The sequence below is a fragment of the Acinetobacter sp. XS-4 genome, assembly GCF_023920705.1.
GTDB lineage: Bacteria > Pseudomonadota > Gammaproteobacteria > Pseudomonadales > Moraxellaceae > Acinetobacter.
This window is the reverse complement of sequence record NZ_CP094657.1, coordinates 2817165-2838552: the sequence shown is the minus strand read 5'-3', so window position 1 is coordinate 2838552 and position 21388 is coordinate 2817165. Positions and strand designations below refer to the sequence as shown.

18 protein-coding genes and 2 pseudogenes are annotated in these 21388 nt (G+C 41.3%); 5 read left to right on the top strand and 15 right to left on the bottom strand.

Annotated elements, in window-relative coordinates; translation table 11 throughout:
* Positions 1-3: 3 nt before the first annotated feature.
* Positions 4-1110 (top strand): beta-ketoacyl-ACP synthase III, encoded by a 1107-nt coding sequence (locus tag MMY79_RS13310; RefSeq protein WP_252609284.1) that lies wholly within the window; start codon positions 4-6, stop codon positions 1108-1110.
* Between the two features lie 106 nt (positions 1111-1216).
* Here MMY79_RS13310 and MMY79_RS13305 read toward each other — a convergent pair whose 3' ends face one another.
* The 7 genes and pseudogenes from MMY79_RS13305 to benA all read right to left on the bottom strand — a co-directional run bounded on the left by MMY79_RS13305 (position 1217) and on the right by benA (position 9385).
* On the bottom strand, positions 1217-2479 hold the full coding sequence (locus MMY79_RS13305) for an OprD family outer membrane porin (protein ID WP_252609282.1): 1263 nt from the start codon (positions 2477-2479) through the stop codon (positions 1217-1219).
* A gap of 44 nt (positions 2480-2523) precedes the next feature.
* On the bottom strand, positions 2524-3882 hold the full coding sequence (locus MMY79_RS13300; RefSeq protein WP_252609280.1) for an aromatic acid/H+ symport family MFS transporter: 1359 nt from the start codon (positions 3880-3882) through the stop codon (positions 2524-2526).
* 477 nt (positions 3883-4359) lie between these two features.
* Positions 4360-5553, bottom strand: coding sequence for a benzoate/H(+) symporter BenE (gene benE, locus MMY79_RS13295; protein WP_252609278.1), 1194 nt, complete (start codon positions 5551-5553; stop codon positions 4360-4362).
* Positions 5554-5610: 57 nt separating this feature from the next.
* On the bottom strand, positions 5611-6396 hold the full coding sequence (locus MMY79_RS13290; RefSeq protein WP_252609276.1) for a 1,6-dihydroxycyclohexa-2,4-diene-1-carboxylate dehydrogenase: 786 nt from the start codon (positions 6394-6396) through the stop codon (positions 5611-5613).
* Positions 6397-6417: 21 nt separating this feature from the next.
* On the bottom strand, positions 6418-7434 hold the full coding sequence (benC, locus tag MMY79_RS13285; protein ID WP_252609274.1) for a benzoate 1,2-dioxygenase electron transfer component BenC: 1017 nt from the start codon (positions 7432-7434) through the stop codon (positions 6418-6420).
* A 52-nt stretch (positions 7435-7486) separates the two neighbouring features.
* A pseudogene (gene benB / locus MMY79_RS13280) lies at positions 7487-8006 on the bottom strand (benzoate 1,2-dioxygenase small subunit).
* Positions 8003-9385 (bottom strand): benzoate 1,2-dioxygenase large subunit, encoded by a 1383-nt coding sequence (benA, locus tag MMY79_RS13275; protein ID WP_252609272.1) that lies wholly within the window; start codon positions 9383-9385, stop codon positions 8003-8005. Before benA ends, benB begins: the two are co-directional and overlap by 4 nt.
* Positions 9386-9491: 106 nt before the next feature.
* Here benA and MMY79_RS13270 point away from each other — a divergent pair.
* Together MMY79_RS13270 and MMY79_RS13265 are read left to right on the top strand one after the other, a co-directional pair.
* Positions 9492-9621: pseudogene (locus MMY79_RS13270) on the top strand (hypothetical protein).
* A 44-nt stretch (positions 9622-9665) separates the two neighbouring features.
* Complete coding sequence (locus tag MMY79_RS13265) at positions 9666-10625, top strand: LysR family transcriptional regulator (RefSeq protein ID WP_004702719.1); 960 nt, start codon at positions 9666-9668, stop codon at positions 10623-10625.
* A 48-nt stretch (positions 10626-10673) separates the two neighbouring features.
* Here the strand turns inward: MMY79_RS13265 and MMY79_RS13260 are convergent, their stop codons facing one another.
* The 7 genes from MMY79_RS13260 to MMY79_RS13230 form a co-directional block, all read right to left on the bottom strand.
* Complete coding sequence (locus tag MMY79_RS13260; protein WP_252609270.1) at positions 10674-11555, bottom strand: transporter; 882 nt, start codon at positions 11553-11555, stop codon at positions 10674-10676.
* A gap of 184 nt (positions 11556-11739) precedes the next feature.
* The gene (locus tag MMY79_RS13255; protein WP_252609268.1) at positions 11740-12801 is read right to left on the bottom strand and encodes a phenol 2-monooxygenase domain-containing protein; all 1062 of its coding nucleotides are present in this window, start codon (positions 12799-12801) and stop codon (positions 11740-11742) included.
* Between the two features lie 14 nt (positions 12802-12815).
* Positions 12816-13178: a phenol hydroxylase subunit P4 gene (locus tag MMY79_RS13250; protein ID WP_252609266.1), complete on the bottom strand. Its 363-nt coding sequence runs from the start codon at positions 13176-13178 to the stop codon at positions 12816-12818.
* Positions 13179-13237: 59 nt separating this feature from the next.
* On the bottom strand, positions 13238-14764 hold the full coding sequence (locus MMY79_RS13245) for an aromatic/alkene/methane monooxygenase hydroxylase/oxygenase subunit alpha (RefSeq protein WP_252609264.1): 1527 nt from the start codon (positions 14762-14764) through the stop codon (positions 13238-13240).
* 45 nt (positions 14765-14809) lie between these two features.
* The gene (locus MMY79_RS13240; RefSeq protein WP_000049448.1) at positions 14810-15076 is read right to left on the bottom strand and encodes an MmoB/DmpM family protein; all 267 of its coding nucleotides are present in this window, start codon (positions 15074-15076) and stop codon (positions 14810-14812) included.
* Between the two features lie 11 nt (positions 15077-15087).
* Positions 15088-16089: an aromatic/alkene monooxygenase hydroxylase subunit beta gene (locus MMY79_RS13235; protein ID WP_252609262.1), complete on the bottom strand. Its 1002-nt coding sequence runs from the start codon at positions 16087-16089 to the stop codon at positions 15088-15090.
* Positions 16090-16109: 20 nt separating this feature from the next.
* A complete protein-coding gene (locus tag MMY79_RS13230; protein ID WP_252609260.1) occupies positions 16110-16397 on the bottom strand; it encodes a phenol hydroxylase subunit in 288 nt (95 codons plus the stop codon).
* 369 nt (positions 16398-16766) lie between these two features.
* Here MMY79_RS13230 and mobR point away from each other — a divergent pair, with 369 nt between their 5' ends.
* Positions 16767-18437 (top strand): phenol degradation transcriptional regulator MobR, encoded by a 1671-nt coding sequence (gene mobR / locus MMY79_RS13220; protein ID WP_252609256.1) that lies wholly within the window; start codon positions 16767-16769, stop codon positions 18435-18437.
* A 61-nt stretch (positions 18438-18498) separates the two neighbouring features.
* Here the strand turns inward: mobR and MMY79_RS13215 are convergent, their stop codons facing one another.
* On the bottom strand, positions 18499-18699 hold the full coding sequence (locus MMY79_RS13215) for a heavy-metal-associated domain-containing protein (RefSeq protein WP_077162564.1): 201 nt from the start codon (positions 18697-18699) through the stop codon (positions 18499-18501).
* 166 nt (positions 18700-18865) lie between these two features.
* Between MMY79_RS13215 and MMY79_RS13210 the strand changes: the two genes are divergently transcribed.
* Entirely contained in the window at positions 18866-21337 is a 2472-nt protein-coding gene (locus MMY79_RS13210) for a heavy metal translocating P-type ATPase (protein WP_252609254.1), read from the top strand.
* Positions 21338-21388 lie beyond the last annotated feature (51 nt).

The following is a 21388-nucleotide window of genomic DNA, read 5'->3' as shown; positions in this document are numbered from 1 at the left end:
TACATGGGCATTCGTATTACAGGTACTGGGCTATTTCACCCAACAGAAACCATTTCTAATGAGGAACTGGCCGTCAGTTTAAATGCTTATGTGGAACAATATAACCAAGACAATGCAGAGAAAATTGCAGCGGGTGAACTAGAAGAATTACGCGGTTCAAGCGCTGAATTTATTGAAAAAGCTTCTGGTATTAAAAGTCGTTATGTAATCGAAAAATCAGGTATTCTTGATCCAAATCGTTTGCGGCCTCGTTTGTCTGAACGTTCAAATGATGAACTTTCACTTCAAGCAGAGTGGGGTGTTATTGCTGCGAAACAGGCAATGGAAAATGCAGGCGTAACTGCTGAAGATATCGATGTTGTGATTTTAGCATGCTCAAACATGCAGCGCGCTTATCCAGCAGTTGCAATTGAAATCCAGTCGGCACTTGGCATTCAAGGTTATGCCTACGACATGAACGTTGCATGTTCAGCTGCCACTTTTGGTTTGAAACAAGCAGCAGATGCAATTCGTTCAGGCGCTCGCCGTGTTCTATTGGTAAATGTCGAGATTACTTCTGGTCACTTAGACTACCGTAACCGTGATTGCCACTTCATTTTTGGTGATGTTGCAACGGCTTCTATTATTGAAGAAACCACTACTAAGACTGGTTTTGAAATCTTAGATATTCATTTATTTACTCAATTTTCAAACAACATTCGCAATAACTTTGGTTTCTTAAACCGTAGCGAAGATGCAGTGGTTAATGACAAGTTATTCCGTCAAGATGGCCGCAAAGTATTTAAAGATGTTTGTCCGCTCGTAGCAAAAATCATTAATGCACAGTTGGAAAAAATGCAGTTAACTGCAAACGATATTAAGCGCTTCTGGTTACACCAAGCCAATGCCAATATGAATGAACTAATCTTGAAATATGTGGCTGGTAAAGAGGCAGATTTAAGCCGTGCCCCAATTATTCTCGATGAGTTTGCTAATACCTCTTCAGCAGGCGTGATTATTGCTTTACACCGTACAGGCCACGAAGTAGATCATGGCGAATATGGCGTGATTTCATCTTTCGGCGCTGGTTATTCAGTAGGTTCGATTGTTGTACAAAAGCATGTTGCTTAAGCTACAAGATTAATTAAAAAAAACGCTTGTAAGAGCGTTTTTTTATGAGCGAAATAATATAAAAAAGCGGGCCAATTTTGGCCCGCTTAGATTGAATCAAAAGTTGTTAAAACTTTTTGGTGTAGTTTACAAACAAGCGATCTTCACCAAAGTCATTGCCATGTTTAACGTTGTAATCAATACGAATATATTGCAGGGCAAGACCTTTTAAGAATGGCTGTTGAAACGCATAGTTTAAAATCACATTTGACTCGGTTTCATGATTTTTCTCGCCATTGGCTGCTTTAAAATCATTTCCGTAAACATATTTCACCATTGCATTTAGGCCCGGTACATAATCTTTAAAGTCATAGCCATACATAACATGGTAAGACTTTTCATCTTCTTTAAAGAAACCTGTTGCATTCCAGTTAATGAAATACGTTTCTGGTAAGAAACCATCTGGTAATGGATAAGCCGACTCACCCATAATTTGTTGGTATCCTAAACCGAAGGTGTGATTTTTTACTTTGAGAGTTTCTAGCACCCCAATATTTTGCGCATCAATATCAAAAGTATTGCCGTCATCTTTTGCATTGAAGTATTTAAACTTAGAGGTGAGGGCGAAGTTAGGTTGTTTCCAATTATGCTCAAGTCCAACATAGTGTTTGTTGTAGAGGTCTTCCAAATTACCAAAGTAATATTCGCCCTTTAAAGATGGTGTAAATTGATAGCGCAGATCTATGTAATTTAAACCATCAGATTCTTTAGTAACCCCATTTGCCGTAAAGGAAAACTTTTTAAAGTCTTCTTCATTACGTGGCGACACTTTTTCAACCCGACCAATTTCAGCATAGAGCTGATCTGAAAGTTGCGATTTAAGATTGGTTCCCCAATAAGAGGCAAGTAATTGTCGGCTGGCATCAACAGCCGTTACGGGTAAATCGAGCCAGAGTTCACCGACACTTAAAAGTGTTTTGTCATAGCCTAATTTTAAAGTGGCGCCGTATTTTAAGAAGTCCGATGCTTGTGACTGAGTTTCCTTATTAAAAGGCAAAACCGTATCTGCAACATGTTTGTCTGAACTTAAGCGCACAGCGTATTGAACAGAAGCATCAGCCCCAATCGTGATTGGCTTGTCTGCAATTTGCAGTGGGGTGTCATGCATTTTCGATTTATAAAATAAAGATGCTGCCTGAGACCAACTGCCCGTATCTTTGAGTGCATCATTATCAAAATTACGATTGATATAGGCGTTTTTTAAAGTGAATTTCCATTCATCTTCGCCTTGTTGAGCCGTATCTGCTGCCCATAAATTTGAGCTAGTCAATAAGCCTAATAATGTTGCGATTGCTAAATTACATGGTTTAAAGCGGTGTAATAATTCCATAATCCATTTCCAAAAAGATGCGCCAGTCCTCGGCGCATGTATGTTTACTGCTGAGTAAGCGTGTTTTGAGAGTTAAAAGTTGATGGAGTCTGTGCAGCAACAGAGGCTTTTAGATTGACCATAAATATTGCAAGTGCAGCAATCACACCCGGAATTGCAATCGCTAAGAAATTCATTTGGTGAGGAAGCTCAAGTGTGAGTAGTGCTCCTGTTAAAACTGGTCCAATAATCGCACCAATACGGCCAATTCCAGATGCCCAGCCCATGCCAGTTGAACGAAGTGCTGTTGGATAGAACTGTGCAACGAAAGTGTAGAGTAAGATTTGTGAACCAATTGTGGCAGCGCCAGCAATCGCAATCAGGCTATATAAAATAAATTGCGGACTATTAATGCCGAGCAGAATTAAAGCTGCTGATCCCACAATAAACATGATTGTAATAACAGGTTTTAAATGGAATCTGTCTGCTAAAGCACCGCCACCAATTGCACCGACCATGCCACCAATATTGAGTGCAAACAGGAACAACATGCTCGCACCTAACGAATAGCCTGCTTGCAGCATGAGTTTAGGTAACCAGCTTCCTAAGGCATACACCATGAGTAAACACATAAAGAAAGCAATCCAGAACATAAATGTGCTGAAGGTACGACCTTGTTGGAAAAGTGCACGGACAGGAGCATCTGTTGTTGTACTTTCGTTTAATACCAGTTGAGTATTCGCATTTAACTGAGTTTGAGGTGCAATTTTACTGACAATACTTTTTGCCTGTTCGCTATGGTTCGATTTCACTAAAAAGGTCAGAGATTCAGGTAAAAATTTCCAGATCAGCGGGAGTAATAATAGGGGAACACCCGCAATTAAAAACATGATTTGCCAGCCCATATCTTTAACCAGCCATGCACCAAGTAGAGCAGATGTCATGCCGCCAATTGCATAGCCACTAAACATGATTGCGACCAATGTGCTGCGGATTTTTTTTGGTGCATATTCCGTCATAAGCGCCACAACGTTTGGCATGACCCCGCCAATACCAAGGCCTGCCAGAAAGCGCAAAATAGCAAACTCGGTTGGCCCTTTGGCAAAGGCACCAATAAACGTAAACCCGCTAAATAAGGTGACACAAATCAGAATCGTTTTTTTACGCCCTAATTTGTCTGAAAGCGTTCCGAAAATCATGGCACCAAACATCATGCCGAATAGAGCAGCACTGGCGAGTAAACCAGCTTCTACCGCAGTTAATGACCATTGTTGCATTAAGAGAGGAAGAGCAACCCCATAAATAACTAGATCGTATCCATCAAAAATAATAATAAGTAAACACCAGATTAAAACTTTCCAATGGAAAGGTGTAAAACGTGCCTTATCAATTAGCTCATTAATATTAACCTTGCTCGTATCCATTTTCTTCACCTCCAATTTGTGAAGCATCGCGTTATTTTTTAATAAACTATTTTGTTATTGAGTTGGAGTCAAAAACCTAATTGATATATCTTTATGTCTTTAAGGTATTGTGTTTTTGTTGGTTTAATTGTTTGAAAAATATGTATTTATTTTTATTGTTTAAGCTGGCTATGTTGTGCCTTTAAAATAGGGTTGAATATTGTATAGTGAGAATTTTAAGGGTTTTATAGATGTTTTTTTATTAATTTTATTGATGAGAATCGCGGTTGAAAATGTAGGTGAATTTATATTATGAATTGAAATGAAAATATAAAAACAAAATACGAAAGGCTATTATTTAATTATTTTTGAAATTGATTTTAAAAATAAAATTTAATTTATATTAAATAAAAATCACCAAATCAGGGTTAGCAAATTATTTGCAGTCTGATTTGGCGATTGAGGCTTTATTTTAGTGGTGGGCACTTAGATAAAAAATTAATTTGTGGCTGGAGTTGAACGTGGTGTGAGAATGAAATGGGCGATTACACCAATACAAATACCCCAAAAAACGGAGCTTAATCCAAGAAAATGCATGCCTGATGCTGTTGCCAAAAAGGTAATAAGCGCAGCATCACGTTGATTGTCATTTTTCATGGCAACAGAAATATTGGTGGCAATTGCTCCAAGCAAGGCTAAACCTGCTAGTGCTGCAACCAACTCTTTAGGAAGTAAGCTAAATAGCATGACAATACTGCCAGCAAATAAGCCTCCTAAAATATAAAAAATTCCGTTGGCAATTCCTGCGATATAGCGTTTTTCTTTCAGTTCATGCGCATCTTTGCCCATACATAAAGCAGCGGTAATGGAGGCAAGCACAATTGTAATACCGCCGACACAGGCAACAGCTAAAGAGGCAATACTGGTGACAGTAATAATGGGTTTGGCTGGTGTGTCGTAACCGCTGAGTTTCATAATCGCCATACCTGGTAAAAACTGACCAGTTAGACTGACTAAAATGAGAGGAACAGCGAGGTTGAGTGTTGAGTTCCATGTCCATTCTGGGCTAATCCACTGTGGGATCGCTAAACTAAAACTCACATCAACTGGATTCATTTTGCCTAAAATGAGACTTAATAAAACTCCAGCAGCTAACACCCAAATCATGGTGTAGCGCGGCATTAAACGTTTGGCAATTAAAAAGACAATAAGCATGCTAAAGACAATAAAAGGCATGCTATCAGACGCGGTAAATAGACCAATACCAAATTGAAAAAGAATACCCGCCATCATGCCCGCAGCGACGTCTTGCGGAATCCACTTAAGTAACTTGTCGAAGTAACCGGTAACGCCAATTAAAAAAATAACGATGGCAGAAGTAATATATGCAGCTATTGCTTCATTTAATGAGACATTTGGAAATAGGGTAACTAATAGGGCAGTGCCCGGTGCTGACCATGCGGTTATGACAGGAGTTTTATATTTAATCGAAAGATAAATACCTGAAACGGCGGCACCAATTGAAATTCCCCAAATCCATGACACCATCATATCGGTGGATACATGGGCACGCTGAGCAGCTTGGAAAAAAATAATCAGTGGGCCTGAGTAGGAAATTAAAACCGCAAGAAAGCCAGCAACTGTTGCTGATATAGACCAGTCATTTTTTAATGTCTTTAACAGGGTTGCCATGTGTGATTGCCTCCATGCAAATCATGTTATTTACCCAATCATGTAAAAAGATCAGGGTTAACCCTGATCTCCACCTCCGACCGAAATAACCGATCCAGTCATATATGATGCATCGTCTGATGCAAGAAATAAAATCGTATTTACTTGTTCTTGAATTGTGCCATAACGACCCATAAATGTTCGATCTATTGTTTGATCAACCACTTGCTGCATCCAGTCTTTTTCATTTTGACTTAACGGATTAGCGTTACGTGGCACTTTACGAGGGGGTGCTTCGGTTCCGCCAGTCGCAACGGCATTGACTCGAATTCCATCTTTAGCATGTTCAAAAGCAAGCGATGCTGTTAGAGCATTTACACCGCCCTTAGATGCAGAGTAGGGAATACGATTAATACCACGGGTTGCAATTGAAGATACATTTACAATAACCCCCGATTGTTGCTTAATCATGGCGGGTAACACAGCGCGGCAGCACCATAAAGTTGGAAACAATGAGCGATTTACTTCCTTAATGATCTCTTCTTCGGAAAACTCTTCAAAAGGTTTCATCCAGATCGCGCCACCTACATTATTAATCAGGATATCTACCCGACCATAGTGCTCAATGGCTTTTGCAACAACCGCTTGTGCACCTGCATATGTTTCAAGGTCAGCATTAATCGTGACAGCATCACCGCCTGCACCCTGAATTTCTTTGAGAACTTCTTCAACATATTCAGAGCGGTCAGCCATGACGACTTGGCCGCCTTCAGCTGCAACTTGTAGTGCTACGCCACGGCCAATACCTTGGGCACTACCTGTGACAATCACCACTTTATCGGTAAATCTTTGATGGTTTGACATAGATAACTTCTCCACCTTGAGTTAGTTTGCAGAGAATTTTTCAAACAAGAAACTAGCAGGTTTGATATTTTCAGTTTCTAACCAGCCACGTACAGCCTCTACCATTGGAACGGGCCCACATAGATAAACATCGACGTCGCCACCGTTTAACCATTCATTTTCAATATGACTAGTGACATAGCCTTTGCGTTCATGGTTGCTCTCAGGGCTTGCAACTACAGTTCGGTATTCGAACCACGGGAATTTCGCCTGCAATTCATTGAGTTTTTCTAAAGCAACCAAATCAAAGTCATTGGTTACGCCAAAGACTAAACGAACAGGCTGTTCTGAACCTTTTTCTTCAAGCACTTGTAACATCGACATAAATGGGGCAATACCAGTACCGCCTGCGAGCATCAGCACTGGACGCGCTACATTACGTAAATAGAAGCTACCGAATGGACCCGTAAATGTCATTTTGTCGCCAGCTTGGGCATTTTTGCTCAAGAATTCACTCATTTTGCCGTTCGGTACGTTACGGACCACAAAGCCGGTTAAGCGGTTGCCTGGTTTTGAACTAAATGAATATGAACGTGTTTCGCCAGTTTCAGGAATTGCAACATTGACGTACTGGCCTGCAAGGAAATGAATATCTGGTTGACCTTCATCAAGTTGAATATCAAATGTGATGGTTGAGTCTGATAAGTTTTCAACGCGGGCTAATGTACCTTGGAAGCTATGAATTGCAGTTTTGCAAACATCTGACGAGGCTTGAATTTGAAATACGGCGTCTGAAGTTGGACGACATTGGCAAGCAAGAATATAGCCTTGCTCAGCTTCTTCTGGAGTTAATGCATCTTCAATATAGGTTTCTTCTGGCATGTCATAACGACCGGACTCGCAAAAAGCGCGGCAAGTTCCACATGCACCATCACGGCAATCCAAAGGAATATTAATTTTTTGGCGATAGGCTGCGTCAGATAGGGTTTCGCCTTGAGCTACGTTAATGAAACGTGTAACACCATCTTCAAATTGAAGTGCAACATTGTGGTTTGACATGGCATGTATCCTACAAAATATTTGAAACTTTTACCCTCAGCCAACAGTCCGTTTAACTGAGGGGGTATGTCTTAAAGGTGGTAGATATCAATGACTTGATTGATGTAGTCATTTTTCAAAACGACATACTTGCTCAAGATTTTTGGTTGATCACCTGAAAAATCGATCACATAACGTGACATACCGAAATAGCTGTAATTTGTCTTGTAACGGAAACTCAAGGTATTCCAGTTAAAGCGAACAGTAACTTTGTCGCCATCGCGATCGAGAACCTCAACGTTGGCAATATTGTGGGTTGTGCGTGTGTCTGGCATGGTTGCAGATGAGCGCTCAGTTTTAATACGGAACACACGATCTTCTAAACCTTGACGGTCTGGATAATAAATAAGTGAAATTTCAGATTGTGGATCTTCAGTTAATCTATCGTCGTCGTCCCAAGCTGGCATCCAGAAAGAAGCTTCTGGTGCATAGCATTCAATCCAGTCATCCCATTGTTCATCATCTAAAAAACGAGCTTCGCGATAGAGAAACTGAGCAATATTTTCTAAAGTTGCTTTGTCTTGAGTGCTCATGCTGTTTCTCCCTGATCAGCAATTTCTTTCTCTGATGCAATCGCATATTTCATGGTTTGTAACCAATATTGATGTTGAGCAAGATAAAGACCTTCATCTTCAGTTTTGATACCACTTAACATTGGTTTTAAACCGATTTCGTTCGCTGCATCATCTGGTCCATAAATCCAGTGTTTTGAACCGCGGCACATGTCATTCCATTCAAGTGCAATACCTGCGTAACCTGCCTGACAAGCACGGAATTCTTCCAAATCGTCTGGTGTTGCCATACCTGAAGCATTAAAGAAATCTTCATATTGTCGAATACGACGTGTGCGAGCTTCAGGTGCTTCGCCTTTAGGCGCGATACAGTAAATGGTAACTTCGGTTCTATTGACCGAAAGTGGGCGAAGTACACGAATTTGCGAACCAAACTGATCCATCAAATAAACGTTTGGATAGAGACACAAGTTACGTGAACGCTCAATCATCCATTTCGACATCGCTTCACCGTATTTTTCGGTGTATTCGTCTGCTTTCGGGAAGTTTGGACGGTCTTCTGGGTTTGCCCATTGTGTCCAAAGCAACATGTGACCATTTTCAAAGCCATATGAACCACCGCCTTGTTTACCCCAAGAACCTGCACTCATCGCACGGATGTTATCGGCAGCTTGAGTTTCTTTACGGTGTTGAGTTGTTGCTGCGTAGTTCCAGTGAACAGCAGAAACGTGATAACCATCGGCACCATTTTCAGCAGTGAGTTTCCAGTTGCCTTCATAGGTATAGGTAGACGAACCACGTAGAACTTCTAAACCATGTTCAGACTGGTCAACAATCATGTCGATGATTTTGCTGGTTTCACCTAAGAATTCTTCAAGTGAAGGTACATCTGGATTTAAGCTACCAAACAAGAAGCCCTTGTAATTCTCGAAGCGAGCTACTTTTTTAAGGTCGTGTGAGCCTTCTTGGTTAAAGCAGTCAGAGTATCCAGCTTCGCTTGGATCTTTAACTTTTAGAAGTTTACCTGAGTTGTTAAACGTCCAGCCGTGGAAAGGGCAAGTATATGTCGCTTTGTTGCCACGTTTGTGACGGCAAAGTTGTGCTCCACGGTGTGAACACGCATTAATCATGGCATTCAATTCACCGTTACGGTTACGGGCAATAATGACTGGCTGACGACCAATGTGAGTGGTGTAGTAGTCATTATTATTTGGAATTTGGCTTTCGTGTGCTAAGTAAACCCAATTACCTTCGAAGATGTATTTCATTTCGAGGTCAAATAGGGCTTCGTCAGTAAACACTGAGCGATGAAGTTTAAATTCACCTGTATCGATATTATCTACAAGTAATTCATCAATACGGTCAAGATGGCTAGTATTGATTACAGGAATACGTGGCATGTCCGTTCTCCGACTTTCCAAAAGTGTGGAAGTCACCAAGGCCTTAGCTACGATCTACAAGGTCTTGATATCCTAATATTGTCAATGAAGCGCATGAGTGCGCTAGGTGTTTCACCGTGAATTGATGAAGATGAATCACTGGAAGATTGGCAAGAAGGCTTTTTCACAAAGCAATTCATCACTTCATCGGTTTGTTGCTTGTATATACCTTAAAAGAATGGTTAAACTGTGTCTAAGACTGAATTTGCATTTTTTTATATCTTAAAGGTATGGAAGCCTTATGGAACTAAGACATTTACGGTATTTTGTGGCTGTTGTTGAAGAGCAGAGCTTTACAAAAGCCGCGGAAAAACTATTTATTGCTCAACCACCTTTGAGCCGACAGATTCAAAATTTGGAAAGTGAACTTGGAATTCAACTGTTTGAGCGTGGCAGCCGTCCTTTACAGACAACCCCAGCTGGACATTTCTTTTATCAACACGCCCTTAAACTTTTGTCGAATGCTGAAGAAATAAAAAGTATGACCAAACGTATTGGTCTGATTGAACGTAGTGTGACGATCGGTTTTGTCGGGTCTTTACTTTATGGTTTACTGCCGCGAATCATTTATTTATTTCGGCAACAGCAACCGCATTTGAATATTCAATTGATGGAGTTAAGTACCACTGAACAACTACAGGCATTAAAAGAAGGGCGTATTGATGTTGGATTTGGACGTCTAAGAATTAGTGATCCTGCGGTAAGACGTATTTTGCTACGTAAAGAACGCTTGGTGGTTGCTGCACATACGAGTCATCCGATTGCTCAGCGTACAGAAGGGGTATATCTGGCCGATCTCATTGATGAAAAGATGTTTATGTATCCCACTTCGCCGAAACCTAATTTTTCGACCCAGCTTTTAAATATTTTTGCCGAGCACAGTTTGGTTCCAAAAAATATGCATGAAATACGGGAAATTCAACTGGCTTTGGGTTTGGTGGCAGCAGGTGAAGGTTTGTGTATTATTCCTGCCAGTGCCGATACCATTCGCTTTCCTCATTTAAACTACATTCCGATTTTAGATAACGGCGCAGTCAGTCCGATTTTTATTACTGCTCGTGCAATGGACCGAAGTGAAGACTTACAGCTTTTGTTTGATTGTATTTATCAGGTTTATGATCTTGAAGGTATTCCATATAAACGTACCGTTTTCACGCTCGATCAAAACCCAATAGATGATTCAGACGGTATCGACTTTTAAATAAAGCAGGGCATAGCCTCAAAGGTTGAAGCTATGTGTTAAATGGTTCTAGAAAGCCCAAATCAGTTTTAGCCAGCTGGTATGGCCTTCGGGACGATATTCGACTTCGGTTTCTTTTAGAAATTTGGCTTCGATAGACCAGTTCTTATCGGCATATTGAATGCCTGGCCCAATTGCAAAAGCCTGTCCTTTAAACCCAATATCATTTCCGTTTACTTTGTCATCTGTAGTTTGTTTAAAAGCATAGCCTTCGACTGCAACTTTGAGTTTGGGGTTAATGCGATAACCAAAGCTATAGTCACCCGCAATGTATTGTCCAGACTTATAGTCGGTTGCGTCGTTACGCGTATTCCAGCTATAAGACAGTTTAGTTGAAAGATCTAAGCCTGCCGCGTTGGCATAACTATAGGCAAGAATAGGTCGAATGGTGTGATAGTTTTTCCCGAGATTGGCTTCAACTGGATGTGTCGTACTTGGAGTGTCGTATTCACCTGTCCCAAGTACTGTTTCTAGGGCTGCAATCCAGTGATGATTTCCTTGATGCCAGCCGAGCATACCACCCAGAATCAAGTCTCCGAGTCCTTGGTTTGAGTCAGCCATTCCATTTACTTTAAGCCGTAGATCAACCAAGGGCTGGGCTGCATAAAACCCGAGTTGTCCATCCATAATTTTTTGATCGGTCATCCAGACCAACCGCGGAACTATGGCGTTGACATCAACATGGAACTGAGCGGGACCATTTTGAAAATCTGATGCGTGGTAATTTTGATAATAACTGAGTAGATAGACCCCAGCAGGTGGTAAGGCACCCGCCATCATACCTTCGGCGCCTAATGCAAAAGAGTCTGAGCCATTTTCTGTCGCAAATGCAGAGGGAAGGTAAAGGGCGCTGATTACACCACATATGATTGCAGCAATTTTGTTATTCATAGAATGTCCTATTCTGTGTTGTTTCGCTTGTCACTAAAAAACGTTATTCCTTAACGGTCTTTAAAAACTTAAGTCTGTTTAACCTGTAAATTTGGAATGCAGAACTCCTGTGAGCTTTGTATTGGCTTTCTAAACTGCAAATACAAAGCTCATTTGAAAAAATGGATGGTTTAATGATTTATCTTTAAATATGTTTGAATAAAGCTGAACGCGATTGTCCAGCAGCGCCATCGGCCGCACTTAAGAAACGTTCAGTGTGAATATCTCGTTCGAATAAGCGACTTTGCATGAGTGTTGAAATTGCCGAGTCGATCATGATTGGTGGGCCGCACAAATACGCTTTGTGTCCACCACATCGATTTTCAAAGTAATCGGCAACGGCCTCGTGCACAAATCCGGTAAATCCAGTCCATTGGTCTTCTGCTTTGGGTGCATTCAAGGCGGGGATATAACGGAAGTTCGGATAGTCTTTCACGAGTTGTTCAAATAATTCTCGGTTGTATAGCTCTGCCAAGTCTCGTGCTCCTTGGAAGAGGTAAATCATGCGACCATCTCCAGAATCAAGCAAATCTAAAATCATCGATTGTGGACTTGAAAGACCTGAACCACCTGCAATGAAAATGGCATTTTGATCATCTGACTTGCGTACAAAAAATTGACCATAAGGGCCTGAAATATCAAGCTGATCACCTGTAGCAAGTTGTTCATGTACATAAGTCGTCGCTGCACCACCTTCAACTTTACGAATATGCAGCTCAACAATGCCCACTTCACTTGGTGAATTAGCAATTGAAAATGCACGAGTTCCTTCAATGTCTGGAAATTGGACATTGATATATTGACCCGCTTGAAACTCGATTGAGCGATCCAGTTGTAGACGAACACCTTTAATGGTCGGCGACAGGTCTTTTATTTCAATGATGGTCGCTTGATAGTCTTGAACCAAATGACCTAAGAAATCTGGGTCTTCATCGACATCGGCTTCAATGACCATGTCGGATTGTGGTTTGCAGCAGCAGGCAAGCACCTTATTTTCATCACGTTCAATATCCATGAGTGCAAATGGCGAGGCTTCACCGACATCATAAAAACCGTCAGTGACTTGAACCTTACATGTCCCGCAAGTGCCATGACCACAGGCAAAGGGTAACCAAACGCCTTGACGTAAAGCGGCATCTAAAATGGTTTGGTCTTCTTCTACTTCAATCGTTGTTCCGATCGGTTCAATGGTGACTTGATAACTCATGACACACCTCCGAATTAAACGTAGCTGTCGTTATAGCCATTTAATTCTGGCGTAACGAAACGAAGTAATGACTTATGACCAAAACCAAGCTCTGCCAAGCTTTGAGTACTCTCTGGATTGATTGTTTGATCATCTAAGGTGTATTGCACTTTTGACCAATCAATTTTGGCAAAATCTGGATGTTGGGCAAAACCACCTGTAATTTGTTGCTCAATCAACTGCCTAAAAGTCTGTTGAGGTGAGGCAAGCATGGCATGTGCCGAGCAAAAAAGTGTGTGATGATCCCAACCAACGTAAAGTAAGAATTGATCGCCATAATTTTTTTGCAGATCAAGCGGTTCAAATTGATAGTTTTTGTGTATCGCGCGAACAGTCATGTTCAATCTCCTTATTTCCTATCAGGCAGCTTGATGACTGCCTGAACAATTCCTTGTGCTTAAGCTGCGTTACCTTTCCATTTTTTCCAGCGCTGTTGATCTGGTGAACCTTCAATATCCAGATTGTCGGCACCGACATTCATGCGGTAATAGTCGCGGAGCATGGTTTCGAGGTCACCGCCACCACAGTTGCCTTGCAAAATTTGATTTACAGGTAGCCATGCTTGTATATATTTCTCAGGTTCGCGCTCGAAAATGTCATGACAGCCATCTGAACAGGTGTGGTAGCGTTCGCCTTGGTAAATGCTATGGCGATAACTAAACTGAGTCGGATCATCGCCCATTTCGGTAAAGGTCATTGGTATCTGACAAACCTGACAAAGCTGTGGTAAAGCCGCGCTGTAGAAGCGTTTACCTTCAGCTTCCATTTTGCGAGCTAACTCCCATTTTGGACGGTAGTATTTGTCGAAAGTGTCTGGATATTTAGCAGATAACCAATCCATTTCTTCGTCGGTTGGAATCCATGTATGGAAACCAGCAGCATGACCAAAGTTATAGAAAATCCACCATGCCTGATGTGAGACATGCTCTTTTTCTTTCACAATGACATCGCTATATTTCGGCATACGAATGCCATAACGGCTTAAATCTTTAAATAGCGCACCGCCTGCTTGTTCAAAGTAAACTTCCCAAGCTTCTTTCCAAGACATCACTTTGTTTGGCAGCATGTAATCCATCATCATGCCTACAATTGAAAGTAAACGTGTCCCACGCCAGAACCATTTATCAATCCATTCCTGCACAATCGGCACGTTGTCTTCATGTTGTTCGAGCAAGAATTTTACGATTTCAAGACCAAGCGTCATGTGGCGTGCTTCATCTGACTGCGCACTAAAACCAAAGGTTACGGTTGCCATATCACCGTTATAAGCTGCACCCGACATAAACGGCACAAACAGCAAGTTGGTAAGTACATATTCAAAAGCAAAACTAATCGATAATAAAAACTCGAAAGGTCCAGCAGAACGGGCATCTTCAAAAAATGATTTAGGCACAGACAAATACCAAACGCGGTCATGCATGTGCGCCCAGTCCTGAAAACCATCAAAGAACTTGTTGTAATGGCTCATGGCATGAATTTGAGTCTGTACATGACGCAGCTCATCAATCGACTGCATCTGAGAAGCAATACGTGCTCCAATACCACTAAACTGGCGGCCTACATGGGCATAGCCTTGATAAGCCTGATATTCAAGTGGGGTCACCGCTGTTAAAAAGAGTTTGATCGCATTTAAGTAGCGTTCATTGCTGACATTCATCTGACCATTGTTTTGAGCAAAAGCATCAAAAATGGCATAAAGTTTTTTCTCTTTTTCTGCCTGATATTTCCAGTAAGTATCCATGGTTAAACGGAAGGGATCTTCCCATTTAGACCAGTCCGTAATTTTGATACCTTCAAACTCTTCATAAGGGAAGGCATCTTTACGGTCTGCATAGGAAAAGTCCCAGTCCAGATCACGGGTTAATGCGCGGTAACGATCTTTAGCATTTAATTTTTTGCTGGTTTCTTTCGTTTGAGTTGTCATGATTGATCATCCTTAAATCTTTGTTAAACAACGTCTATGTTGTGATTAATTCCAATGAAGACGGAAAGTATCATCATCTTCTTCGACGTTGCCGCCCAGCGTAATCATGTTGAGTTGTAATGATTGGATGTCCCAATCTTGGCCTAGTTTCTCAGAGACGGTTTCAGCTTTAATCACCAAATCAGTTTCACTTTCAATTCGAATCATGGCTGGTAAATACTGAATTGAAGCTTCAGGGTTATCTTCTTCAATCGCTTCGATGATGTAGCGTGAAGTATCGTTGTCTTGTAACGCGAGATAGACTTTAGACATGTTGCTTCTCCTTAAGCATTTGCAAGTTCTGGTTGTAGGCCGAGTTTTTTTGCACGTTCAATAACGGCTTGTTCTGCTTGATCAACTGCATCTGCTGTTAAGGCTGCTGTTGCCCACGGTGTAAAAGCTGCTTTTACTTGAGCTAAAGATTGGGTGAACCATTCATTTAATAGCTGTTTGTTGTGATCGGACTCTGCTGCGGCAGTTTTAATGACGGTGTCTGACCACTTACGTAAATCACCTAAAGTATCTTTCATAAATTCAGTCAGCATGGCTAAGTCACGAGCATTTTGAGTGACTAACCACTGATCAAACTGTTGATAGACAAGCTCTGTCACAAAGCCGTCAATCACAAGATTTTGTAATAAGAAAAGTTTGAAGTAGTCTTGCTCGGTGAGGCTTTCTTCACACAGACGGCGTAAGCCTTGCCATACTGGATGTTGCATCCAAGCCTGTTTTGCCTGTTGTAATGAGTCGCCGCTATTACCATCTAAAGCTAGACCAATACGTGAGATGTACTGCGCTATACCTAAATGATCCATTGCGGCATAAATACAAGCTTGGGTAAGCACGGTGCCATATCCATAGGCACTGCCAGACATCATGTGTAAGTTTGCAGTTTGTTCAACGTGGCGAAATGGTAATAGGCATTCAATGACCTTAGCTTTGACTTCATCAGACAAATGTTCTGCAAGCTGACGTTTTTCAAAAAAAGCAAAATTACTTTCTGCAGTGTCTTGTAAACGTGCACGGTGCTGAACATAAGTTCCATAATAGAATTGACGTGGATCTTTAAATGCATACCAATCTTGCATTTGCAGGGCAGTATGGGTTTTATCATTTAAGGTCTTTTCAGGTTTCCACAAAGGACGATAGTGAAAGTTAGTTTCTGCTTGTACATCGAAACTCACTTCTTGATATCGAGTTGCTGGCTTACTACCAAATCGTCTTTCGATATAGGCATAGTTCTGGCGGATAGGTTCGACATTTGACGTTTTGATTTCTAAAGTCATGGCTTTATCTCCTTATATTTTTACATCTGATCATCGTGATCATTGTTATTACGTTGCGTGCCGACTAAGGTTGCTTCAGTGCCATAGCGCCATTTTTCTTCCTGAGCATCATTAAAAGCTTGCTGCTCTTGGGTCATTTCAACCACTTGATTGGTCTTACAAAAATCATTAAATGCATGTTTAGGCAAAACCAGTTCCACAAATAGACTTGGGTCATGAATGGCAAAATCGAATTCGATAAACTCTGCGTTTAAGTCGCCAGTGACCCGAATATATTTAGTTAATACTTCGACTTGAGGTTGCGTCATGCTGTACTCCATCAAGACATGGTCTTGAAATTGATGAATGCTCCTTGCTCTCGATATAAGCTTTACAAAAGCTATGCCAACTTTATTTTTGTTATTAAAAACAATTAATTAAGTTTTTTATGAAAAGTGAGTTGTTTTTAAAATTCACCATTTCATGAAATTTTCTGAATGGTGAAATAGAGATATTCATGATTTGATGAAGAGGGTCGTAAAAATTTCTTTTTAGAATGTTTAAGGCTTTAAAAGGAGAGATCTAGAAATACTTTTTTAGTATGAAGTTATGTCTTTAAGGTACTAGGATATTTATTTGGTTCTTCGATAAGATGAGATAACACCCAAATGTGTTTAATGGATTAAAATAGATCACTCATGGCTCGAGTAAAATACGATACAACAGGACGATACGCAGATCATCCGCAAGAAATTCACGATTTGCTATCTAAACTGCACTTTGATACTGCCCACGGCCAAATCTGGTTTGATGAATATCGGATGCTGCTTTTACACACCAGCATTATGGGATATTTGCGTAAAGACTTAGCACACATGATTGGGCTTGAGCGGACTAAGCGTTTCTTTATTCGTTTAGGGTATCAAGCTGGTTTGAAGGATGCAGAAGTTACAACAAAGATGCGCCCCGATTTAAATGAACACGATGCTTTTATGGCGGGTCCACAAATGCATGCCATTCGTGGAATGGTTCAAGTACAGGCCAACCAGCTCAATTTAAGTCATGACAAAAAACAGTTTTATGCCGATTTAAATTGGCTCAACTCTTTTGAAGCCGATGAGCATTTAGAGCACTTTGGCCCGAGTGATGAACCTGCGTGCTGGATGCTACTTGGCTACGCGTGTGGATATAGCAGTTTTGCCACGGGTATGACCATTATTTATCAAGAAATAGAATGCAAAGCTTGTGGCGATGAACATTGTCGTATTATCGGTAAGCCTTTAGAAGAATGGGAAAATGCTGATGAGCTGATTCAGTTCATGTCCCCCGAACCCATGGAAAAAGAACTGATCGCGTTGCAGGCTGAACTTTTTGAACTAAAAAAATCAATTTATAGCGACAGTGAAGCCGATTACCAGTTATTTAGTTCTGTGGGTAAGTCAGCATCTTATAAACAGGTCTGTGCATTATTAACAAAAGCAGCAGGTTCGAAAGTTTCTATTTTGCTACAAGGCGAAACAGGCGTTGGTAAAGAAGCTTTTGCACGGGGGGTTCATGAAAATAGTCAAAGAAAAGACCAACCTTTTATTGCGGTAAATTGTGCAGCGATTCCATCAGAGTTAATTGAGTCCGAGTTATTTGGGGTAGAAAAAGGTGCTTATACAGGAGCGCATCAATCTCGCTTGGGCAAGTTTGAACGAGCCAATGGCGGTACTATTTTTTTAGACGAGGTGATTGAGCTTTCACCTCGTGCACAAGCAGCACTATTACGCATTTTGCAAGAAGGTGAATTTGAGCGAGTAGGAGACTCACAAACTCGTATTTTAGATGTCCGTGTAATTACAGCAACCAATGAAGACCTTGAACAGGCTGTGAAAACAGGGCGCTTTCGGGCAGATTTGTATTATCGCTTAAATATTTTTCCAGTTCAGATTCCGCCTTTGCGGGAGCGCCGTGAAGACATTCCTTTACTGGTTGAACACTTTCTTCATCGTTTTGAAAAAATGTACGGCAAAACCATTCAGGGTGTAAGTGAAAAGACCAAAGTTTTTATGCAGCAATATGAATGGCCGGGCAATATTCGCGAGTTGGAAAACTTATTAGAAAGGGCGGTTTTATTAACGGACGATCAGCAGTTGATTAAATTGAATGCCATTTTCCCACAGATTAAGCATGACCCTGAGCAGGCTGTAACTGCGCAAACTGACTTTGAGCAATTATTGCAGGAAGATTTTAATTTAGAAGAACACGAGAAGCAGTTAATTTTAACGGCTTTAAAAAAGGCAAATCATAATGTATCTGAAGCGGCACGTTTATTGGGGCTAACTCGGGCAGCACTGGATTATCGAATTAAAAAATTTCAGCTTTGAATCAATATTAACAATCTTAAAAATAAAGGTCTAACTTCACTTTAAAGTTAGACCTTATTCATTATTGCACTTGAGCAGGGAAGCCATCTTCTTCAAGCGCTTCAGTAATTTTATCGACGCTTTCACTGCTTTCAACAGTCACGATTTTGGTCGCTAAATCTACATCTACTTTTGCATTTGGGTCGATATCTTGAATCGTCGCAGTCACGCCACGAGCGCAGCCACCACAAGTCATATTTTCAATAAGTAGTTTCATGTTCATACTCCATCAAGAATGAGATGTTTGTTTGGATAGCACTGAGTCTAAACCTTGTCATGATTGTAAGGTCAAGACCAATTTTTTAAAAAAATATGCTTGACCTTCCCATGATGGGAATCTGTATGCTCAATACAGAATATTAAATTTTGCAGATTTGCAGAGGTGTTTGATGGACTCAAAAAACACAAAATTGCCAACATATAGTGAAACACTTCCAATCGAAGGCATGACTTGCGCCTCGTGTGTAGGTCGTGTCGAAAAAGCACTTAAGAAAGTTGAAAATGTAGAGATTGCCAACGTTAATTTGGCAACAGAAAAAGCCGTTGTTTATTCAAATCAACCGATCCAGCGCGAAGCACTGGTTAAAGCAGTTGAACGAGCAGGGTATGATGTTCCAAAAGCTGCACCAGTAGAGTTGTCTATTGAGGGCATGACCTGTGCATCTTGTGTTGCACGTGTTGAAAAAGCCCTTAAAAAAGTTGACGGTGTTCAAGAGGCTACCGTCAACTTAGCAACAGAACAGGCTTGGGTGCAAGCAGATACATCAGTTAGTGTTGAAGACTTAATCCGCGCTGTTAAAAAAGCAGGCTATGACGCGAAAGCATCTGAAAAAAATCAAGATGAGCAGCTCGATAAAAAAGCCTCAGAGTTAGATCAGCTTAAAAAAGATTTGATCATTTCGGTAGTATTGGCTTTACCTGTGTTTATTTTGGAAATGGGTTCACATCTCATTCCAGCTTTTCACATGTGGGTCATGCACACGATTGGTCAATACAATAGCTGGCTTTTACAGTTTGTTTTAACCACATTAGTACTCGTTTTCCCAGGTCGCCGTTTTTATCAAAAAGGTATTCCTGCCTTATGGCGTTTAGCACCAGATATGAACTCGCTGGTTGCTGTTGGAACCTTGGCTGCCTACAGTTTTTCAGTCGTGGCAACCTTTATGCCACACGTATTACCCCAAGGCACGGTCAATGTTTACTTTGAAGCGGCTGCCGTTATTGTCAGTTTAATTTTGCTTGGGCGATATTTTGAAGCCAAAGCCAAAGGACGAACCTCGCAAGCCATTCAACATTTAGTGGGAATGCAACCTAAAACTGCTCGTATTCAGCGTGACGGTCAAGTAGTGGAAGTTGCAGTTGCCGAAGTGGTGAGTGGAACTATTGTAGAAATTCGTCCGGGTGAACGTGTACCAGTCGATGGTGAAGTAGTCGAAGGACACAGCTACATTGATGAATCTATGATTACGGGTGAACCTGTCCCAGTTGAAAAAATAGTAGGGCATCAGGTGGTCGGTGGTACGGTCAATCAAAACGGAACACTGAACATTCGGGCGACCGCAGTGGGTAGCTCGTCTGTACTTTCACAAATTATTCGCATGGTTGAACAAGCCCAAGGTTCTAAACTTCCGATTCAGGGTTTGGTCGATAAAGTCACCATGTGGTTTGTACCTGTAGTGATGTTAATTGCTGCAATTACTTTCTTGGTTTGGTTTATTTTTGGGCCAGAGCCTGCGCTGACTTTTGGTTTAGTGAATGCTGTTGCGGTACTAATTATTGCTTGTCCTTGTGCGATGGGGCTTGCAACGCCAACTTCTATTATGGTCGGTACTGGACGCGGTGCTGAGTTAGGTGTCTTATTCCGTAAAGGTGAAGCTTTGCAGCTTTTACAAGAAGCGAAGGTCGTTGCAGTTGATAAAACGGGCACACTGACCGAGGGTAAACCGACACTGACAGACTTCAATGTGCAATCAGGTTTTGAGCGTGAGCAAGTGCTGACTGTAGTTGCCTCGGTTGAAGCCAAGTCTGAACACCCAATTGCACTCGCTATTGTTCAAGCAGCACAGACGGAAGGTCTAACTTTATTACCCGTAACAGCATTTAACTCGATTACAGGATCAGGTATTGAGGCTGAAGTATCAGGTCAAAAAGTACAAATTGGCGCAGACCGTTATATGCATCAGCTTGGTTTAGACACCAACTCATTCCAAGCGATTGCTGCTCAATTAGGTGAAGAAGGCAAAACACCGCTGTATGTCGCCATCGATCAAAAGCTTGCTGCAATTATTGCCGTGGCAGATCCAATTAAAGAAACAACCTATGCTGCGATTGAGGCCTTGCATCAATTAGGTCTCAAGGTTGCCATGATTACAGGAGACAACCGTCATACGGCGAAAGCGATTGCTAGAAAGCTGAATATTGATGAAGTTGTGGCAGAGGTTTTACCTGAAGGCAAAGTGGACACAGTTCGCCAACTGCAAAAACAATATGGTCGTTTGGCCTTTGTAGGTGATGGCATTAACGATGCTCCAGCATTGGCGCAAGCAGATGTTGGCTTAGCCATTGGTACAGGAACAGATGTTGCCATTGAAGCAGCCGATGTTGTGTTGATGCCAGGTAGTTTAAAAGGTGTACCGAATGCAATTGCGTTAAGTAAAGCGACCATGCGAAACATACGTCAAAACCTGTTCTGGGCATTTGTATATAACGTTGCACTTATTCCAATTGCAGCAGGTGCGCTATATCCAGCATTCGGTGTATTACTTTCACCTATGTTTGCAGCAGGAGCGATGGCACTTTCTTCGGTCTTTGTTTTAGGCAATGCATTACGCTTAAAACGTTTTCATGCGCCAGTACAGTAAGGGTGCTGAAAATCAACTTTTGGTTTAAGATCACGAAAACAGATCTTAAAC